Here is a 17480-nt window from a genome sequence, read left to right as displayed (position 1 = left end):
CAGCGTGGCAAAAACAATCTCTGGAGGTAGTTATCATGAAATCCCTGATCGAAGCCGCTGTTATCGCCGCCCTCATCTCCGCGCCGCTCGCCGCTTTTGCTCAATCGAATCAGCCGGTTACGCGCGCTCAAGTGCGTGCCGAACTGGTTCAGCTGGAAAAGGCCGGCTATAACCCGGCCACCGCGAGCGACACTGATTACCCGGCGGATATTCAGGCTGCCGAGGCACGTGTAGCAGCACAGAATGGCGCTGCTCAAACCAGCGGTTATGGTTCGGCTACGAATGGCTCGTCGCAGGCTGGCGTCCGTTCGGAAACGACGCATAGCTCGTACTCGGCTCCTGTCGTCAACTACAGCCACAACTGATGCGATGTCGGTACCTGTCAGTACGCAGTAGCTCGCGTCATCCGCGTGTGCAGCGGCCGACCGGAACGGCGGCCGCCGGCACACGGCGATCACGACGGCTTTCGTACTGACGGGAGTGTGGTTCCGGCTACGCCGGAAAGTATCTATCCGATAAGCGAGTCTTCCTGTTTGTCTGCGAAGTGTCCTCGCAAAACTCTCCAACATTACCTGGTACAAGTCGACACGATTAGAACGGCGTGTCGGTACTTTGTCTCTTTATCGCTGCGGCGATGAACCCGCGCGGGATCCCATACGCCGGGATTGAGCGGCGCATCAGCGCTTGGCCAACTGGCGGGAGCGATGCTCGTTCGACTGCATGCCCAACACCGTTCAAAACGAGGAACGCCGCTTGCGCGCGGTCTGCGACGGGAATTATCGAAGGCGCCTGCATCGGGCGCTTCCCGCAAGCTGATACCGCACTTTGCACGGAGGCAACCATGAGCACCATGCTCGCTTATCGAATTCATCGCTTCGGCGGCCCTGAGGTATTGCAGTCGGAAAAGATAGAGGTGCCTGAACCGGGCTCCACCGAAGTACTCGTGCGCGTGCAGACCGCAAGCGTTAACCCGGTCGACATCAAGACGCGCGCAGGCGAGTATCCGCTGATTCGCGAAGACAGGCTGCCGTACACGCTCGGCCGCGATTTTGCCGGCGTGGTCGAGCGTGTCGGCACCGGCGTCGGGGAATGGACACGCGGCGATGAGGTGTATGGCTTCGTCGGACAGGGGCAGGGCGCTTACGCGGAATTTGTCGTCGTCGATGCGCAAGCGCTCGCGCGCCGTCCCACCACCGCGGACGCGGTGACGGCCGGCGCGGTGCCGCTGGCGGCATTGACCGCATGGCAGGGGTTATTCGATCACGGCGGCCTGGAGGCGGGGCAGCGCGTGCTGATTCATGCCGGCGCGGGCGGCGTCGGCCACTTCGCGGTGCAATTCGCGCAGCGTAAGGGCGCAGAGGTTTTCGTCACCGCGTCCGGTGACGGCGTGGAATTTGTGCGCTCGCTCGGTGCCGATCACGTGATCGACTATCACGCGCAACGATTCGAAGAGGTGGCGCGCGATATGGATCTCGTTTTCGATCTTGTGGGCGGCGACACGCAGCGCCGTTCATGGGCCGTGGTCTCGCCCGGCGGTGCGTTGATCTCGACACTCAACGAGCCGTCGCAAACCGAGGCGGCCAGTCATGGCGCCCATGCGGGGCGCTACACCGCGCGGCCCGACGGCACGCAGTTGGGCAGGATCGCTTCGCTGATCGACGAGGACGAGGTGCGCGTGGAAGTGGTGGCAACCTACCCGTTCGATGAGACGGCAGACGCACTCGCCAGGCTCGCGAAAGGTCACGTGCGCGGCAAGATCGTTGTCGAGGTGTCGGAGATGCTCGGGCGGTCGCAGTCTCAGTCGCAGTCGCAGTCTCAGTCGCAGTCGCAAGAGTGAAAAACTCGCTACGCACTCTGCAGGTCAAATAAAACGGCCACGCCGGACATGCCGGCGTGGCCGTTTCTCGCTTCAGGCTATGCGTTCAGATCCCGCCGACGCACATGTACTTGATGACCACATAGTCGTCGATACCGTAATGCGAACCTTCGCGACCCAGGCCCGATTGCTTGACGCCGCCGAACGGCGCGACTTCGTTCGAGATGAGGCCCGTATTGATGCCGACCATGCCGTATTCGAGCGCTTCGGCCACTCGCCAGACGCGGCCGATATCGCGGCTGTAGAAGTACGACGCGAGGCCGAACTCCGTATCGTTGGCGAGGCGGATCACTTCCTCGTCCGACGAGAAGCGGAACAGCGGCGCGAGCGGCCCGAAGGTTTCGTCGCGCGCCACCTTCATGGCCGGCGTGACATCGGCGAGCACGGTCGGCTCGAAGAAGCCGTGGCCGAGCGCATGACGCTTGCCGCCGGTGACGATGCGCGCGCCTTTGGCAAGAGCGTCTTCGATGTGCGACTCGACCTTGAGCACGGCGGCTTCATTGATCAGCGGACCTTGCGTCACGCCGTCTTCGGTGCCGCGGCCTACCTTGAGCTGTTCGACGGCGACGCGCAGTTTCTCGGCGAATGCGTCGTAGACCTTGTCGTGCACATAGAAACGGTTCGTGCACACACAGGTCTGGCCACTATTGCGATACTTCGATGCAATCGCGCCGGCCACCGCGGCATCCAGATCCGCGTCGTCGAATACGATGAAGGGTGCGTTGCCGCCGAGTTCGAGCGATACCTTCTTGACCGTGGGCGCGCACTGCGCCATCAGCAAACGGCCGACCGGCGTCGAACCGGTGAACGACAGTTTGCGCACGATCGGATTGCCCGTCATTTCCGCGCCAATGGCTTTCGGCTCGCCGGTCACGACGTTGAACACGCCGCGCGGCACGCCGGCGCGTTCGGCCAGCACGGCGAGGGCGAGCGCGGAGAGCGGCGTGGCTTCAGCCGGTTTGACGATGATCGGGCAGCCTGCCGCCAGCGCCGGACCGACTTTGCGCGTGATCATCGCCGCGGGGAAGTTCCACGGCGTGATCGCGGCACACACGCCGATCGGTTCTTTCGTCACGACGATGCGCTTGTCGTTGGCCGGCGTCGGGATCGTGTCGCCGTTCACGCGCTTGCCTTCTTCCGCGAACCATTCCAGGAACGAAGCGGCGTACTGGATTTCGCCCTTGGCTTCGGCGAGCGGTTTGCCTTGTTCCGTGGTGAGGATCTTCGCCAGATCGTCGGCGTTCTCCATCATCAGGTCGTGCCATTTGCGCAAAATCACCGCCCGCTGCTTCGCGGTGATGGCGCGCCAGGCGGGCCACGCGGCGTTGGCCGTGTCGATCGCGCGGCGGGTTTCCGCCGTGCCCATGCGCGGCACCGTCGCGATGATTTCACCCGTGGCGGGGTTCTTCACTTCGAAGGTCGAGCCGTCGTCCGCGCCTTGCCATTCGCCTGCGATGTACGCGTGCGTTTTCAGAAGCGACGGGTCTTTCAAGGTCAACGTGGTCATGTGTCGTTCCTCAAGCCGTGATGGCGACGCTGTCCTTGATCACGTCTTCGAGAATCGCCAGCGCTTCGTCGAAGACCGCTTCCTGAATCGTGAGCGGGAACAGGAAGCGCACCACGTTCGAATAGACGCCGCACACCAGCAGCAGCAAGCCGCGTTCGAGCGCGCGCGTCTGTACGCGTTTGGTGAACTCCGCATCCGGCTCGGTGGTGCCTGCCTTGCAGAACTCGACCGCGACCATGCCGCCGGGGCCGCGCACGTCGGCGATCTGCGGCACGTCGCTTTGCAGTGCGATCAGCCTCGCCTTGATGCGGTCACCCAGCAGCGTGGCGCGTTCGCACAGCTTCTCTTCGTCGATGATATCGAGCACCGCATGCGCGGCGGCCACCGCCAGAGGATTGCCCGCATACGTGCCGCCGAGGCCGCCCGGCGCCGCCGCATCCATCACATCCGCGCGGCCGATCACACCCGACAGCGGCATGCCGCCGGCGAGACTCTTGGCGACCGTCATCAGATCGGGCACCACGTCGTAGTGATTCATGGCGAACAGTTTGCCGGTGCGTGCGAAACCCGTCTGGACTTCGTCGGCGATCAGCAGAATGCCGTGCTCATTGCACAGCTTGCGCAAGGCGCGCACGAATTCGGCCGGCGCCGGATAGAAACCGCCTTCGCCCTGAACCGGTTCGAAAATGATCGCGGCCACACGTTTCGGATCGATGTCGGCCTTGAACAGGAATTCGATGGCTTTCAGCGAATCGGCGGTGGTCACGCCGTGCAGCGGATTCGGGAACGGTGCGTGGAACACGTCCGACGGGAACGGACCAAAGCCGATCTTGTACGGCGCGACCTTGCCGGTCAGCGCCATGCCCATCAACGTGCGGCCGTGGAAACCGCCGGTGAAGGCGATCACGCCGGGGCGGCCGGTCGCGGCGCGGGCGATCTTGATCGCGTTTTCGACGGCTTCGGCGCCGGTCGTGAAGAACGCGGTTTTCTTCGGATGGTCGCCCGGCGCACGTTCGTTGAGCTTCTCGGCCAGTTCGACATACGACGCGTACGGCACGACCTGATACGCCGTGTGGGTGAAGTGATCGAGCTGGTCGCGAATCGCGGCGACGATCTTAGGATGACGGTGGCCCGTATTGCACACCGCGATACCGGCCGCGAAGTCGATGAAACGGCGGCCCTCGATATCCCACAGCTCCGCGTTTTCAGCGCGCTCGGCGTAGAAATCGCACATCACTCCGACGCCGCGCGGCGTGGCTGCGTCTTTGCGGCTCTTCAGTTCGGCATTCTTCATGGTCATCTCCTTCGCTCCTCGGTTTTGCGGACGCCACGCCGACAGCGCGGCACATGCAACGACTATAATGAGATTTGGCTCTTAACTTCAGAGCCATTTCAATAAAAATATAGGAGCCAATCAATGCGCGCGAGCGTTTTGTCCGACTGGCTGGCCCAGCGCCTCGATCGCGGCAATGGCCAGCCGATCTATCGCCAGCTGCATCGGCTGTTGCAGCAGGCGATCCTGTCGCGCGAATTGCCGCCGGGCAGCAAGGTGCCGTCGTCGCGTTTACTGGCGCAGGAGTTGGGCATCGGGCGCAATACCGTGACGCAGGTGTACGAGCAACTCGTGCTCGAAGGCTATGTGAGTTCGGCCACCGGGCGTGGCACGTTCGTTGCCGACAGCGCCCCGGACGAGATCGTCGGCGTGCCCGATGCCGAGGCGCCCGATATGCGCGCAGAGTCGTCGCAGCTGCAGGCAAAGCGTGCGCTTTCCACGCGCGGTGCGCGGCTGATTGCAGGCGCGGGCGTGTCCAAGCGTCAGTGGGGCGCGTTCATGCCCGGCGTGCCGGACGTCACGAAGTTTCCGGCGCGCGTATGGAGCCGCTTGCACAACAAGTATTGGCGGCGGTTGCGCCCAGACCTGCTCACGTATGCGCCGGGCGGCGGGCTGGCTTCGCTGCGGCACGCGCTGGCCGACTATCTGCGCACCTCGCGCTCGGTGCGCTGCACGCCGGAACAGATCATCATCACGACGGGGATTCACCAGTCGGTCGACCTTGCCGTGCGCCTGCTGTCCGATCCGGGCGACGTGATCTGGACCGAAGACCCCTGTTATTGGGGCGTGCGTAGCGTGATGCACGTGTCCGGTCTGCAATCGCGACCGATCGCCGTGGACGAGGAAGGGATCAATCCTTCCGCCGACGACCTCGCCCAGCCGCCCAAGCTGATGCTCGTCACGCCTTCGCACCAATACCCGCTCGGCATGGTGATGAGTCTTGCGCGGCGCCGCATGTTGCTCGAATACGCGCGCCAGAACCAGTGCTGGATCATCGAGGACGACTACGACAGCGAATATCGCTACGGCAGCCGGCCGCTCGCCTCATTGCAGGGCCTGGACACGTCGGGGCAGGTGATTTACGTGGGCAGTTTCGGCAAGACGCTGTTTCCGGGTTTACGCATTGGTTATCTCGTCGTGCCGGAAGCGCTGGCGGAGAGTTTTGCCACCGCGAGCGCCGAGCTGTATCGCGAGGGGCAGTTGCTGCAGCAGGCGATGCTCGCGGAGTTCATTGCCGAAGGGCATTTCACGTCGCATATCCGCAGGATGCGCACGCTTTACGGACAGCGCCGCCAGACGCTGCTCGACGCCGCCGCGCACCGTTACGGCGACGCCTTGCCGGCCGTGGGCGGCGACGCCGGCCTGCATCTCGTGATGCAGTTGCCCGAAGGCAGCGACGACCGACGGGTGGCGGCTGCGGCGCTGGAGCGCAATATCGTCGTGCGGCCTTTGTCGGGGTATTACGCGCAACCGTCGCTGGCGCCGTCGGGTTTGCTGATCGGCTACGCGTGCGTGCCGGATGAGGAGATCGCGCCGGCATTCAACATGCTGGCCGATGCGATCGATGTGACGTTGCCGGAGTTTGCGTGAGGGAGGGCTGGCTCAAATCCTGATCAGCACTGCGCCTAACGTCACCAGCGCGCACGCAACAATACGCCGTGTGGTTAGTTTTTCATGCATGAACAGCCAGCCGATCAGCACCGCGAAGATCGAGCTCATCTCGCGCAGTGCGGAGACCATTGCAATCGGCAGATAGCGGTAAGCCTCGATGATCAGGCAGTAAGCGCTCAACGCGAGCACGCCCGACGCAATCCCCTTGAGCACCAGCGCACGGCCGATGAAAAGCCCCTTCACGCCGCCGCGCCAATGCCAGGCGAACAGAAACTGCGGGATATTCCAGATCAGATAGACCCACATGATGTAGCTCAGGCCATTGCCCGCTACGCGCGCGCCGATTCCGTCGACCACCGAATACGCCGCGATGAACAGGCCGGTCAGGAGCGCGAAGGGCACGCTCTCGCCGGAAAAGCGCATGCCGCGGCGAAACGCCAGCGAGATGATGCCGATCGACACCAGCGCCACGCCGATAGCGGCCACCGGCTTGAGCGCTTCATGCGCGAAGACCAGTGCGCCAGCGAATACGAGCATCGGCGAGAGGCCACGCGCAATCGGATAGATCTGCCCAAAGTCGCCGCTTTTATAGGCGCGAATCAGCGCCAGCAGATAGCCGAATTCCAGCACGACCGATGCAAAGATATACGGCCACGCCTGCGGAGCGGGCATGGGCAGCACGACCACGCCGACCGCGCTCACGGCGAGATACGGAATCGCCATCATGCCGAGCAGCCAGACGCGATCTTCCGAAAGATGCAGAAACGCGTTCCACGTGGCGTGAAGCAGCGCAGAGAGCAGCACCAGCAAAACGACAAAGGTTTCCATCGAAGACCGGGAGGAGGGGAAGCGAAGGCCCGGGGCCGGGCCGCAAGCCCGTGATTATTCCAGCAGAACGCCGGAACGGAGCAGTGGATGACCTGATTGAAGGGGTTTTATTTGGAAAAATGCGGCGATTTGTGGCGTCAAAGAGACGCTGCCAGGACGGGCGGGCTGCGACGCATTCTGGTGGAAACGCAAATTGAAACGCGGCGCGACGGCCGACAAGAAGTCGACGAAACGCTGCTTCGCCAGACTTCGCGCCGGGCCGTCACGCCGGCGAGGTCAGGCAACGACTTCAGGCAACGACGTCGGGCAACTTCAGGCAACCTCAGGTCACGCGCTCGCGCAGCCACGCGGACGCGAGGTCGATCACCGTCACGACCACGATCACCATGATCATTACCGCGGCGGTTTGCGCATAGTTGAACGAGCGGATCGCTTCGTACAACACCACGCCGATGCCGCCCGCGCCGACCATGCCGACCACCATCGCCGAGCGCACGTTCGATTCGAAGCGATATAACGCGAACGAGATCCACAACGGCAGCACCTGGGGCAGCACGCCGTAGATGATTTCGTCGAGACTGGTGGCGCCGGTGGCGCGCACGCCTTCGGCCGGACGCGGATCGATAGCCTCGACGGCTTCGGCGAAAAGCTTCGCGAGCACGCCGGTGGTGTGCACCCACAGCGCCAGCACGCCCGCAAAAGGACCGAGTCCGACCGCTACGATGAACAGCATGGCGAAGACCATTTCATTGATCGCGCGGCACGCGTCCATCATGCGGCGCATGGGCTGGACGATCCACATCGGCGCGATGTTGTGGGCGGACATCAGTCCGCACGGCACCGCGCAGACGAGCGAGAGGGCGGTGCCCCACACCGCCACCGAGAGCGTCACGTACATCTCGTGCAGATAGCTGCGCCATTCGGTGAAGTCGGGCGGAAAGAAGTCTTTGGCGAACTGGCCCATGTTGCCGGAGTCGCTGAGCAGATCCAGCGGACGCATATCGGCGCCGTGCCATGCGCCGCCCAACACCGCAAGCACGGCGATCCAGCCGAGCAGCGACAGCCAGCTGCGTTTGCCGGCCTCCGGCGCGGGATGACGCGCCGCCTGCGCGACGAGCGCTTCGCTCGCACGCGCCGGCGACGTGAGCAGATCGACCGTGTTCATTGCTTCGATTGCGCGGTGTTCAGCGCGCTCAGCTTCGCATCGAGCGCGGCCAGCTGGGTCTTGCGGTCGTCATCGGAGAGATGCGCGTCGCTCTCGATCTTCTGCTTCTGCTGGAACAGCGCGACCTGGCGGATCGGCAACAACTGCGTATCCGACGATGCTGCAAAGCCGCCGTAACCGGTAATCGCGGCCATTACCGCTTTTTCGTGCGGATCGGTCTTCGCATAGTTCAGGAAGAAGTTGCGCAGCTTGTCCTTGGTGGCTTGCGGCAGATCCTTGCGCCACACCAGCGGGTCCGACGGAATCAGCGGCGACTTCCACAGCACGCGCACTTGCGCGAACTTGTCCGGATGCTCCTTCTTCAGTGTGTCGAGCATCTCGGTGTTGTTGGTCGCGATGTCGATCTTGTTGTTCACCACGGCCAGCAGATTGGCTTCGTGGCTCGACGGGAGCACGGCCTTGAACGAGGTGTTGACCGGCGTATTGTGTTTTGCGAACAGGTAATAGCCGGGAATCAGCGTGCCCGAGGTAGAGTTCGGATCGCCGAAACCGAGCGTGACGTCCTTCGTGTTCTTGAACACGTCGTCGAGCGTCTTGAAGCGGCTGTTCACGTTGGTGATCAGCACCGAGTAGTAACCGGCGTCGCCGTTCGCGTACTGGACCTTCGCAAACACTTCACCTTGCGAGCGGTCCACTGCCTCGATTGCGGACGCGTTGCCGAAATAGCCGACCTGCACCTTGTTAAAGCGCATGCCTTCGATAATGCCGGCGTAGTCCGTCGCGAAGAAGGCTTTGACGTTCAGCCCGGTCTGCTTGTTCATGTCCTGAATCAGGGGCTCCCAGCGTTGTTTCAGCACGGAAGACGAATCGGTCGAAATGATGCCGAGGTTGATGTCTTCGGCTTGCGCGGTGGCGACACAGGCGAAGGCAGCCGCGCCGACGGCCAGCGTGATCAATGAACGCAGGAATGTCATTGTTTGAGACCCGGTTGAGTTAGCAGAATGAATGGGCGCGCTCAGTTCGAGTGCGCCGGATTGAGAGCGAACGCGTAGCGGCCCGAGGTGGGTGCAGCGTCCTGAAGCGGCGTGTTGTCCGCCGTGTTTTTAGTTTCGATATCGTCCGCGCCCTGGGCGGCTTCATCGATCAGTTCGCGCGCCTCGTCGCCGTAGAGCGTTTTGAGCAGCGCCGGTGTGAGCGCGGCGGAAGGGCCGTCGTAGACCACCTTGCCGCGCCGCAGCGCAATCGTGCGCGGGCAATACTGCATGGCGATCTCGACCTGATGCAGCGACACCAGAACCGTGAGCCGATGCTCGATGTTCAGCGTGCGCAGCATGTCCATCACGCGGCGCGACGATTCCGGGTCGAGCGAGGCGATCGGTTCATCGGCGAGCACGATACGCGCGCGCTGCACCAGCGCACGGGCGAGCGCGGCACGCTGCTGCTGGCCGCCGGAAAGATTGGCGGCGCGTTCGCGCGCATGTTCGCCAATGCCGACCTCGTTGAGCGCGGCGATCGACAAGGCCCGCTCGGCGCGTGGAAAACGCCCGCTGAGACGGCGCCACCAGGGCAGCCGCGCGAGCGCGCCGATCAGCACATTGGTTTCGACCGAGAGGCGGTTCACCAGATTGAATTGCTGGAACACGAAGCCGATATCGCGGCGAATGCTGCGCACTTCCCGCACTATGCGGCCGTTCTGCTGGATCGGCCGGCCCAGAATCTCGATCTGCGACGGCTGCGCATCCGAAGCCGTGAAGCCCGCGATATGTCGCAGCAGCGTCGACTTGCCCGAACCCGAGGCGCCGATCAACGCAACCATCTCGCCCGGCTCGACGCGCAGATCGATTTCGTCCAGCGCCTTGCGGCCGTTGCTGAACGTCTTGCTCAACCGTTCGATACGGATTGCTTCCCGAATTGCGTCCATAAGTACCCCTTGATGCATCCGGCCACTGCCGGCATGTGTGGGGCTCATTCTAGGAAGCGTCTGTGACGGTTGAGTGAAGGCATCGCAACGTCTAGACGACTATATCTTTTCGTGTCTTTTTTGCGTCGCCGGAAAGGCAAATCGAAGTCATTCGCCGGCGTGAAAAATGTCATGCGTGTGACACGATCGGGCTCGGCTCACGCTGCTTCAGCATGATCGCTCTGCGCCAGGCTATATTGCGTCAATCGGTGTGCCGTCCCCATTAACCTTGCAATTCCTTTCGACGTTCGTCATGCAGCCTCTGAGCTTCCTTCCCGACAGTTTTGCGGAGTACGAAGATCTCAGGGCGATCCTCGATCAGGGCAGCGCGAGCTTCGCAATCCGCACCGTCTGCGAGACGACGGTGCGCGGCCGGCAATTCGCCGTTCATACCGCGAGCATCGGATCCACCGACCCGCAGGCGCCGGCAATCGGCTTTTTCGGCGGCATTCACGGGCTCGAGCGGATCGGTTCGCAACTCGTGCTCGACTACATGCGCGCGCTGCTTGCACGGCTCGAATGGGACGAACTGCTGGTGCGTCAACTGCAGTCCATTCGTCTGATCTTTATGCCGATCGTCAATCCGGGCGGCATGTGGGCGGCCACGCGCGCCAACCCGAACGGCGTCGATCTGATGCGCAACGCGCCGCAGAACGCGGACGAACGCGTGCCGCTACTGGCGGGCGGTCAGCGCGTGGGCGCCTGGCTGCCGTGGTATCGCGGCCGAGCGGGTGCGCCGATGGAACCCGAGGCCGCCGCGCTGCTGCACGTGGTCGAAACCGAACTGGCCAATCGGCCGTTGAGCATTGCGCTCGATTGTCATTCGGGCTATGGCTGGAGCGACAGCATCTGGTTTCCTTACGCGCGCACGCGCAAGCTGATGCCGCATTTGCCGGAAATGTACATGCTGAAAACCATGTTCGAACGCGCGCATCCTCATCATGGCTACGCGTTCGAACCACAGAGCCATCAATATCTGTTGCATGGCGATCTGTGGGACTTCGCGTATGATCGCGCGCCCGCTTCCAATGTCTTTCTGCCGATGACCCTGGAACTGGGTTCGTGGCTGTGGATCAAGAAGAACCCGCGGCAGTTGTTTTCGCGGCAGGGCATGTTCAATCCGGTCAAGGCGCACCGTACCGCGCGCGTGCTGCGGCGTCACGCGAACCTGCTCGACTTTCTGGCGCGCGCGGCGTTTTCGTCGCAACGCTGGCTGCCGCAAGGCAATCGTCGCGAGCAACTGCTGCAAAACGCGATCGACCATTGGTATAACCCGGAAAGCCTATGAGCACGTGGATTCTGCTGCGCGGACTCACGCGTGAAATCCGCCACTGGGGCCGCTTGCCCGGCTTGCTGCAAGGAGCGGTCAACGAAGCGCCGCACCATGTGGGCGCGCCTGCCCGTCTGCTGCTGCTCGATCTGCCGGGCAACGGCGAATTCGCGCACCTGCGCGCGCCGTCGACGGTCACGGACATGGTCGGCTTCGTGCGCAATGCCGCCTTGCAAAGCGGCATGCCGGGTCCGTATTGCGTGCTGGCCATGTCGCTCGGCGGCATGGTGGCGACGGACTGGGCGCAACGGTATCCCTACGAGATCGAACGGCTGGTGCTGATCAATACGAGCATGCGGCCGTTTAGCCTGACGCAGGAACGCTTGCGTCCTTCGGCATGGCCGGGCCTGCTGGGCGTGGCCGCGCGCTGGCGCGACGCGCCGCGCGCGGAACACGGCATTCATCGGCTGACATGCAATAACGTCGAGACACTGGGCGACGATCTCGACGCATGGAGCCGGATCCGGCGCAGCGCGCCCGTGAGCCGCGGCAATGCATTGCGGCAACTCTGGGCAGCGGCACGTTTTACCGCAGGCGCGGCGCGACCCGAATGCCCGTTGCTGATTCTTTCTTCGCGCGCCGACAAACTGGTCGACCCGGTGTGTTCGGCAAAGCTCGCGGCGGCGTGGGGCGCCTTGCACTACGAGCATTCGTGGGCCGGTCACGATCTGCCGCACGACGACCCGGTGTGGACCCGCGAGCAGGTCCGCGCATGGCTCGGCGAGGAGCATGCGGTTCCCAAAGCCGTGCTTTGAGCAGCGGGATTATTTGCGCAGGGCGCGGCGAGCGGCAGCGGGTATAACCTAAGTCCGGTCATTCGTCGCATGGTGGTCGGCAGGTGCATAATTCCCCTTCAGACGATGCATGCGAATCAAGCCATACTCGCCATTGCCGCCAGCCGGGGAGTTGATCATGCAAGCAAAGAACGAAGAAGCTGTCACGCACTTGCTGAACGATGTCGTCGAATTTGCGCGGGGGCGCCTACCCGAACCTACCTTCAAGGTCGTCGAGCCGTTTCTACGGCACTACTACGATTTCGTCGACGCCGACGATCTGCAAAGCCGCTCGATTGCCGATCTCTACGGCGCCGCGCTCGCGCACTGGCAAACGGCGCAGCGCTTCGTAGCCGGCGCCGAACGGCTGCGCGTCTATAACCCGATTCTCGAACAGCACGGCTGGCACTCCGATCACACCGTGATCGAAATCGTCAATGACGACATGCCGTTTCTGGTCGATTCGGTCTCGATGGCGGTCAACCGGCATGGCCTCGCGCTGCATTCCGTCGTGCACCCGGTGTTTCGCATCTGGCGTGCGCCCGACGGCACGATCGCGCGGGTGAGTCAGGGCGCTGAAGAAGCCACCGACACGCGTTCGCACCTGACTTCGTTCATCCACTTCGAAGTAGACCGTTGCGGCGACGCCGCAAAACTCGACGCGCTGCGCGACGATATCGCGAGGGTATTGCGCGACGTGCGGGCGGCGGTTGAAGACTGGCCGAAGATCGTCGAACTCGCGCGCGTCACGATCAAAGGCATGAAAGCCGGCGAGGGGGGACCGGAAGGTCTGGAAGCACGCGCGTTTCTCGAATGGATGGTGGCCGATCATTTCACCTTTCTCGGTCAGCGCGATTACGAACTGGTGCAGCACGATACCGGCTACGGTCTGCGCGCGGTGCCGGGCTCGGGCCTGGGCATTCTGCGCGATGCACTGCGGCCGGTAGGCGCCGCCGAGGTCACACCCCTGCCGCCGGCCGCCGTCGAGATCATTTCCGCTTCGTCGCCGATCTTTCTCACCAAGGCCAATTCGCGGGCCACCGTGCACCGGCCGGGCTATCTGGACTACGTGGGCATCAAGCTGGCCGATGCGGACGGCAAGGTAACTGGCGAGCGTCGGTTCATCGGTCTCTATACATCCACGGCGTATTTCGTGTCGGCCTCGGAGATTCCGATCGTGCGGCGCAAATGCGCGAATATCGTGCGGCGTGCCGGATTTCTGGCCAAAGGTCATCTGGCGAAGTCGCTCGTGACCGTGCTCGAAACCTATCCGCGCGACGAGCTTTTTCAGGCCGAAGAAGATCAGCTCTACGAAATCGCGCTAGGCGTGCTGCGTTTGCAGGAGCATCAGCGCACCCGTCTGTTCGTGCGGCGAGACCGCTTCGACCGGTTCGTGTCGTGCCTCGTGTTCGTGCCGCGCGACAAGTACAACACCGATCTGCGCCAGCGTATCGCGAATCTGCTGGCCGACGCGTTCAATGGCGAGAGCGTCGAGTTCACGCCGCTGCTTTCGGAGTCGACGCTGGCGCGCATTCACTTCGTCGTGCATGCGAAACCGGGCGGCATGCCCAATGTCGATACGCACGAGCTGGAAGCGCGGCTCGTGCAGGTTGCACGCCGCTGGCAGGACGATCTCGCCGATGCGTTGCTCGATGCCTTCGGCGAAGAGCAGGGCAACCGTCTGCTGCAACACTACGCAGATTCGTTCCCCGCCGGCTATCGCGACGATTATCCGGCCCGCACGGCGGTGCGCGATATCGAACTGATCGAACGCGTGCAAGGCAGCGAGCGGCTCGCCATGAACCTGTACCGCCCGATCGAATCGGGCCCGCGTGCGTTTCGCTTCAAGGTGTATCGCGCGGGTTTACCGATCGCCCTGTCGCGCAGCCTGCCTATGCTCGAACATCTCGGCGTGCGTGTCGATGAAGAGCGGCCCTATCTGATCGAAGCGTTGGGCGCGACCCCGGCATGGATTCACGATTTCGGCCTCGAACTTGCGGACGACGCGGAGTTCGATATCGAACGCGTCAAGGATCTCTTCGAAGAAGCGTTCGAGCAGGTCTGGACCGGCGCGATCGAAAGCGACGACTTCAATCGCCTTGTATTGCGCGCGCAACTGGATGCGCGCGAGGTGACGATACTGCGCGCCTATGCGAAGTATTTGCGGCAGGTGGGCTCGACCTTCAGCGACGCGTATATCGAGCGCGCAGTGACCGGCAATCCGGCGATTGCGCGCATGCTGGTCGAGCTGTTCGTGGCCCGCTTCGACCCGGTGCTGGGCGAGACGCGCGAGGCGCGCGTCGACGGCTGGCTGCGCACAATCGACAGTGCGCTCGACCAGGTGCCGAATCTCGACGAAGACCGGATACTGCGGCAATTTCTCGGCGTGATCAAAGCCACGCAACGCACCAACTATTATCGTTTCGATGCCGAAGGTCATCCCAAGCCGTATCTGTCCTTCAAGTTCAATCCCGCGCTGGTGCCCGGCTTGCCCGAACCGAAACCGATGTTCGAAATCTGGGTCTACTCGCCGCGCGTGGAAGGCGTGCACTTGCGCGGCGGACGCGTGGCGCGCGGCGGTTTGCGCTGGTCGGACCGGCGCGAGGATTTCCGCACGGAGGTGCTCGGCCTGATGAAGGCCCAGATGGTGAAGAACGTGGTGATCGTGCCGGTCGGTTCCAAAGGCGGCTTCGTCGTGAAGAATCCGCCGCCGCAAACCGAACGCGACGCGTGGATGCATGAGGGCATTGCCTGCTATCAGACCTTCCTGCGCGGCCTGCTCGATCTGACCGACAACCTCGCGGGCACGGCCGTGGTGCCGCCGCCCGACGTAGTGCGTCACGATCCCGACGACCCCTACCTGGTGGTGGCCGCTGACAAAGGCACGGCTACGTTCTCCGACTACGCGAACGCGATTTCGCAGGAATACGGTTTCTGGCTCGACGACGCTTTTGCGTCGGGCGGTTCGGTCGGTTACGACCACAAGAAAATGGCCATCACCGCGCGCGGTGCATGGGAGTCGGTCAAGCGGCACTTCCGCGAAATGGGCGTGGACACGCAGACCACGGATTTCACGGTGGTGGGCGTCGGCGATATGTCGGGCGACGTGTTCGGCAACGGCATGCTGCTGTCGCCGCATATCAGGCTGGTGGCCGCGTTCGATCATCGGCATATCTTTCTCGATCCGAATCCCGATCCGGCAGTCAGTCTTGCCGAACGCGGGCGATTGTTCGTGCTCGACCGATCGAGTTGGGCCGACTACGACCCTTCGCTGATCTCGGCGGGCGGCGGCGTATTTCCGCGCAGCGCCAAGACGATTCCGCTTTCGCAGGCGGTGCAGTCGGTGCTCGGCATCAGCGCACCGGCGCTCGCGCCCGCCGAATTGATGCGTGCAATTTTGCAGGCGCCGGTCGATCTGCTCTACAACGGCGGCATCGGCACGTATGTGAAGGCGAGCCGCGAAACGCATCTGCAGGTCGGCGATCGCGCCAACGACGCGATCCGCGTCAATGGCGCGGACTTGCGTTGCAAGGTCGTGGCCGAGGGCGGCAATCTCGGTCTCACGCAACTCGGTCGCATCGAGTTCGCGCAGCGCGGCGGCCGTATCAATACCGATGCGATCGACAATTCCGCGGGCGTCGACTGCTCGGATCACGAGGTCAACATCAAGATTCTGCTGGGGCTGGTCGTTGCCGAAGGCGAGATGACGGAGAAGCAGCGCAATGCGCTGCTCGCCGAAATGACCGACGAGGTCGGTTTGCTCGTTTTGCAGGACAACTACTACCAGACTCAGGCGCTCTCGATCGCCGGCCGGTACGGTGTCGAATTGCTCGATGCGGAAGCACGCCTGATGCGCTACCTCGAACGGACCGGGCGCCTGAATCGCGTGATCGAGTTTTTGCCGACCGATGAAGAGCTCGCCGAACGGCAGGCCGCGAAACAGGGGCTCACCACGCCGGAGCGCGCGGTGCTGCTCGCGTACAGCAAGATGTGGCTATATGACGCGCTGCTCGAATCGTCGATGCCGGAAGACCCGCTCGTCGCCGACATGCTGGTCGAATATTTCCCGAAACCGTTGCGGCAGCGCTTTAGCGAGCCGATGCAGCGCCACCCGCTGCGCCGCGAAATTCTCGCGACACATCTGACCAACGCGCTGGTGAATCGGGTGGGCTGCGAGTTCGTACACCGGTTGATGGAGGAAACCGACGCCCAGCCTGGCGATATCGCGCGGGCCTGCATCATGGCCCGCGACGTGTTCGATCTCGACCACGTCTGGCGCAGTATCGACGCGCTCGACAATCGCGTTGCCGACGACGTCCAGGCGCGCATGTTCGTCGAAGTCGCGCGGCTCGTCGAGCGTTCGGCGCTGTGGTTCCTGCGGCAATTGCAATCGGGTGCGGTCAGCGACGGCGAGGTGGCCGGCCTGCTCGCGCGTTGCCGGGACGCGGCGCAACGGCTGGCGTCGCAATGGCCGGCGCTGCTGCCGGGCGCCGACCTCGAAGCGCTCTCCGAGCGGCAACGCGTGTTCGCGGACGCCGGCGTGGATAGCGAACTGGCGGTGCGGGTCGCGAGCGGCGAGATCTCGGCCGCGCTGCTCGATATCGCCGAAGTGGCTTCGACCTGCGGGCGCAGTCTCGAACTGGTGGCGGGTGTCTATTTCGCGCTCGGTACGCTGCTCAATTCCAGCTGGATCAGCGAGCGCGCCACCGCTTTGCCGGTGCCCACGCACTGGGACATGTTGGCGCGCGCCACGGCGCTGGCCGAACTCGCGCGTCTGAAGCGCGCGTTGACCACCAGCGCACTGGCCGGCGCCAACGAAGCCTCCACACCGGATGCGCTCGTCGAGGCATGGCGTCAGAAGCGCACCGCGCAACTGGAACGCTACGCCCGGCTGCTGATCGATCTGCGGGCCACAGGCGGCGCGAGCCTGTCGATGCTGCTGGTGATCGTGCGGGAGATGGCGGCGCTCGAAAGGGCTTGACGCGGCACACGGGAGCGAAGACCGAGGCGTCGAGCGAGTTTGTCGAGTCAGGCAGGAGCACGCACGGTCCAAACGACACCGGGGTTGGACGCATGGCGCCCGGCATGGCCATAATA

At 63.4% G+C, this 17480-nt stretch carries 12 protein-coding genes; 6 read left to right on the top strand and 6 right to left on the bottom strand.

The window, feature by feature from the left end; genetic code table 11:
• Positions 1 to 35: 35 nt before the first annotated feature.
• On the top strand, positions 36 to 365 hold the full coding sequence (locus NE850_RS04415) for a DUF4148 domain-containing protein (RefSeq protein ID WP_007177909.1): 330 nt from the start codon (positions 36 to 38) through the stop codon (positions 363 to 365).
• A 476-nt stretch (positions 366 to 841) separates the two neighbouring features.
• Positions 842 to 1837, top strand: coding sequence for an NADP-dependent oxidoreductase (locus tag NE850_RS04410; RefSeq protein WP_310698477.1), 996 nt, complete (start codon positions 842 to 844; stop codon positions 1835 to 1837).
• An 85-nt stretch (positions 1838 to 1922) separates the two neighbouring features.
• Here the strand turns inward: NE850_RS04410 and gabD are convergent, their stop codons facing one another.
• Both gabD and NE850_RS04400 read right to left on the bottom strand, forming a co-directional pair.
• Positions 1923 to 3383, bottom strand: a complete 1461-nt coding sequence (gene gabD / locus NE850_RS04405; protein ID WP_007177907.1) for an NADP-dependent succinate-semialdehyde dehydrogenase — start codon at positions 3381 to 3383, stop codon at positions 1923 to 1925.
• Positions 3384 to 3393: 10 nt separating this feature from the next.
• On the bottom strand, positions 3394 to 4677 hold the full coding sequence (locus NE850_RS04400) for a 4-aminobutyrate--2-oxoglutarate transaminase (RefSeq protein ID WP_035517326.1): 1284 nt from the start codon (positions 4675 to 4677) through the stop codon (positions 3394 to 3396).
• A gap of 123 nt (positions 4678 to 4800) precedes the next feature.
• Between NE850_RS04400 and NE850_RS04395 the strand changes: the two genes are divergently transcribed.
• Entirely contained in the window at positions 4801 to 6306 is a 1506-nt protein-coding gene (locus NE850_RS04395) for a PLP-dependent aminotransferase family protein (protein WP_007177905.1), read from the top strand.
• A 12-nt stretch (positions 6307 to 6318) separates the two neighbouring features.
• On the opposite strand, the gene NE850_RS04390 is transcribed toward NE850_RS04395, so the two are convergent.
• The 4 genes from NE850_RS04390 to phnC all read right to left on the bottom strand — a co-directional run bounded on the left by NE850_RS04390 (position 6319) and on the right by phnC (position 10241).
• The gene (locus NE850_RS04390; RefSeq protein ID WP_310698476.1) at positions 6319 to 7155 is read right to left on the bottom strand and encodes a DMT family transporter; all 837 of its coding nucleotides are present in this window, start codon (positions 7153 to 7155) and stop codon (positions 6319 to 6321) included.
• A gap of 322 nt (positions 7156 to 7477) precedes the next feature.
• Complete coding sequence (gene phnE, locus NE850_RS04385; RefSeq protein WP_007177903.1) at positions 7478 to 8320, bottom strand: phosphonate ABC transporter, permease protein PhnE; 843 nt, start codon at positions 8318 to 8320, stop codon at positions 7478 to 7480.
• Positions 8317 to 9294, bottom strand: a complete 978-nt coding sequence (gene phnD, locus NE850_RS04380; protein WP_007177902.1) for a phosphonate ABC transporter substrate-binding protein — start codon at positions 9292 to 9294, stop codon at positions 8317 to 8319. Before phnD ends, phnE begins: the two co-directional genes overlap by 4 nt.
• Positions 9295 to 9335: 41 nt before the next feature.
• The gene (gene phnC, locus NE850_RS04375) at positions 9336 to 10241 is read right to left on the bottom strand and encodes a phosphonate ABC transporter ATP-binding protein (protein WP_310698475.1); all 906 of its coding nucleotides are present in this window, start codon (positions 10239 to 10241) and stop codon (positions 9336 to 9338) included.
• A gap of 292 nt (positions 10242 to 10533) precedes the next feature.
• Here phnC and NE850_RS04370 point away from each other — a divergent pair, with 292 nt between their 5' ends.
• The 3 genes from NE850_RS04370 to NE850_RS04360 all read left to right on the top strand — a co-directional run bounded on the left by NE850_RS04370 (position 10534) and on the right by NE850_RS04360 (position 17364).
• Positions 10534 to 11568 carry a M14 family zinc carboxypeptidase gene (locus tag NE850_RS04370; RefSeq protein WP_007177900.1) on the top strand — a complete coding sequence of 345 codons (1035 nt, stop codon included), beginning with the start codon at positions 10534 to 10536 and terminating at the stop codon, positions 11566 to 11568.
• Positions 11565 to 12365: an alpha/beta fold hydrolase gene (locus tag NE850_RS04365; protein ID WP_165189033.1), complete on the top strand. Its 801-nt coding sequence runs from the start codon at positions 11565 to 11567 to the stop codon at positions 12363 to 12365. The genes NE850_RS04370 and NE850_RS04365 overlap by 4 nt, the downstream gene beginning before the upstream one ends.
• Before the next feature lie 157 nt (positions 12366 to 12522).
• Positions 12523 to 17364, top strand: coding sequence for an NAD-glutamate dehydrogenase (locus tag NE850_RS04360; protein ID WP_007177898.1), 4842 nt, complete (start codon positions 12523 to 12525; stop codon positions 17362 to 17364).
• The last annotated feature ends 116 nt before the right edge of the window (positions 17365 to 17480 follow it).

Source organism: Paraburkholderia sp. USG1, assembly GCF_031570135.1.
Classification (GTDB): domain Bacteria; phylum Pseudomonadota; class Gammaproteobacteria; order Burkholderiales; family Burkholderiaceae; genus Paraburkholderia; species Paraburkholderia dioscoreae.
Note: the sequence above shows the minus strand (reverse complement) of the source record. Positions and strands in the feature narration are given on the sequence as shown.

What these genes read in the sequence shown, in the direction of transcription:
- NE850_RS04415 (WP_007177909.1), top strand. Translation starts at nt 36, where the DNA reads ATGAAATCCCTGATCGAAGCCGCTGTTATCGCCGCCCTCATCTCCGCG.
- NE850_RS04410 (WP_310698477.1), top strand. Translation starts at nt 842, where the DNA reads ATGAGCACCATGCTCGCTTATCGAATTCATCGCTTCGGCGGCCCTGAG.
- gabD (WP_007177907.1), bottom strand. Translation starts at nt 3,383, where the DNA reads ATGACCACGTTGACCTTGAAAGACCCGTCGCTTCTGAAAACGCACGCG.
- NE850_RS04400 (WP_035517326.1), bottom strand. Translation starts at nt 4,677, where the DNA reads ATGAAGAATGCCGAACTGAAGAGCCGCAAAGACGCAGCCACGCCGCGC.
- NE850_RS04395 (WP_007177905.1), top strand. Translation starts at nt 4,801, where the DNA reads ATGCGCGCGAGCGTTTTGTCCGACTGGCTGGCCCAGCGCCTCGATCGC.
- NE850_RS04390 (WP_310698476.1), bottom strand. Translation starts at nt 7,155, where the DNA reads ATGGAAACCTTTGTCGTTTTGCTGGTGCTGCTCTCTGCGCTGCTTCAC.
- phnE (WP_007177903.1), bottom strand. Translation starts at nt 8,320, where the DNA reads ATGAACACGGTCGATCTGCTCACGTCGCCGGCGCGTGCGAGCGAAGCG.
- phnD (WP_007177902.1), bottom strand. Translation starts at nt 9,294, where the DNA reads ATGACATTCCTGCGTTCATTGATCACGCTGGCCGTCGGCGCGGCTGCC.
- phnC (WP_310698475.1), bottom strand. Translation starts at nt 10,241, where the DNA reads ATGGACGCAATTCGGGAAGCAATCCGTATCGAACGGTTGAGCAAGACG.
- NE850_RS04370 (WP_007177900.1), top strand. Translation starts at nt 10,534, where the DNA reads ATGCAGCCTCTGAGCTTCCTTCCCGACAGTTTTGCGGAGTACGAAGAT.
- NE850_RS04365 (WP_165189033.1), top strand. Translation starts at nt 11,565, where the DNA reads ATGAGCACGTGGATTCTGCTGCGCGGACTCACGCGTGAAATCCGCCAC.
- NE850_RS04360 (WP_007177898.1), top strand. Translation starts at nt 12,523, where the DNA reads ATGCAAGCAAAGAACGAAGAAGCTGTCACGCACTTGCTGAACGATGTC.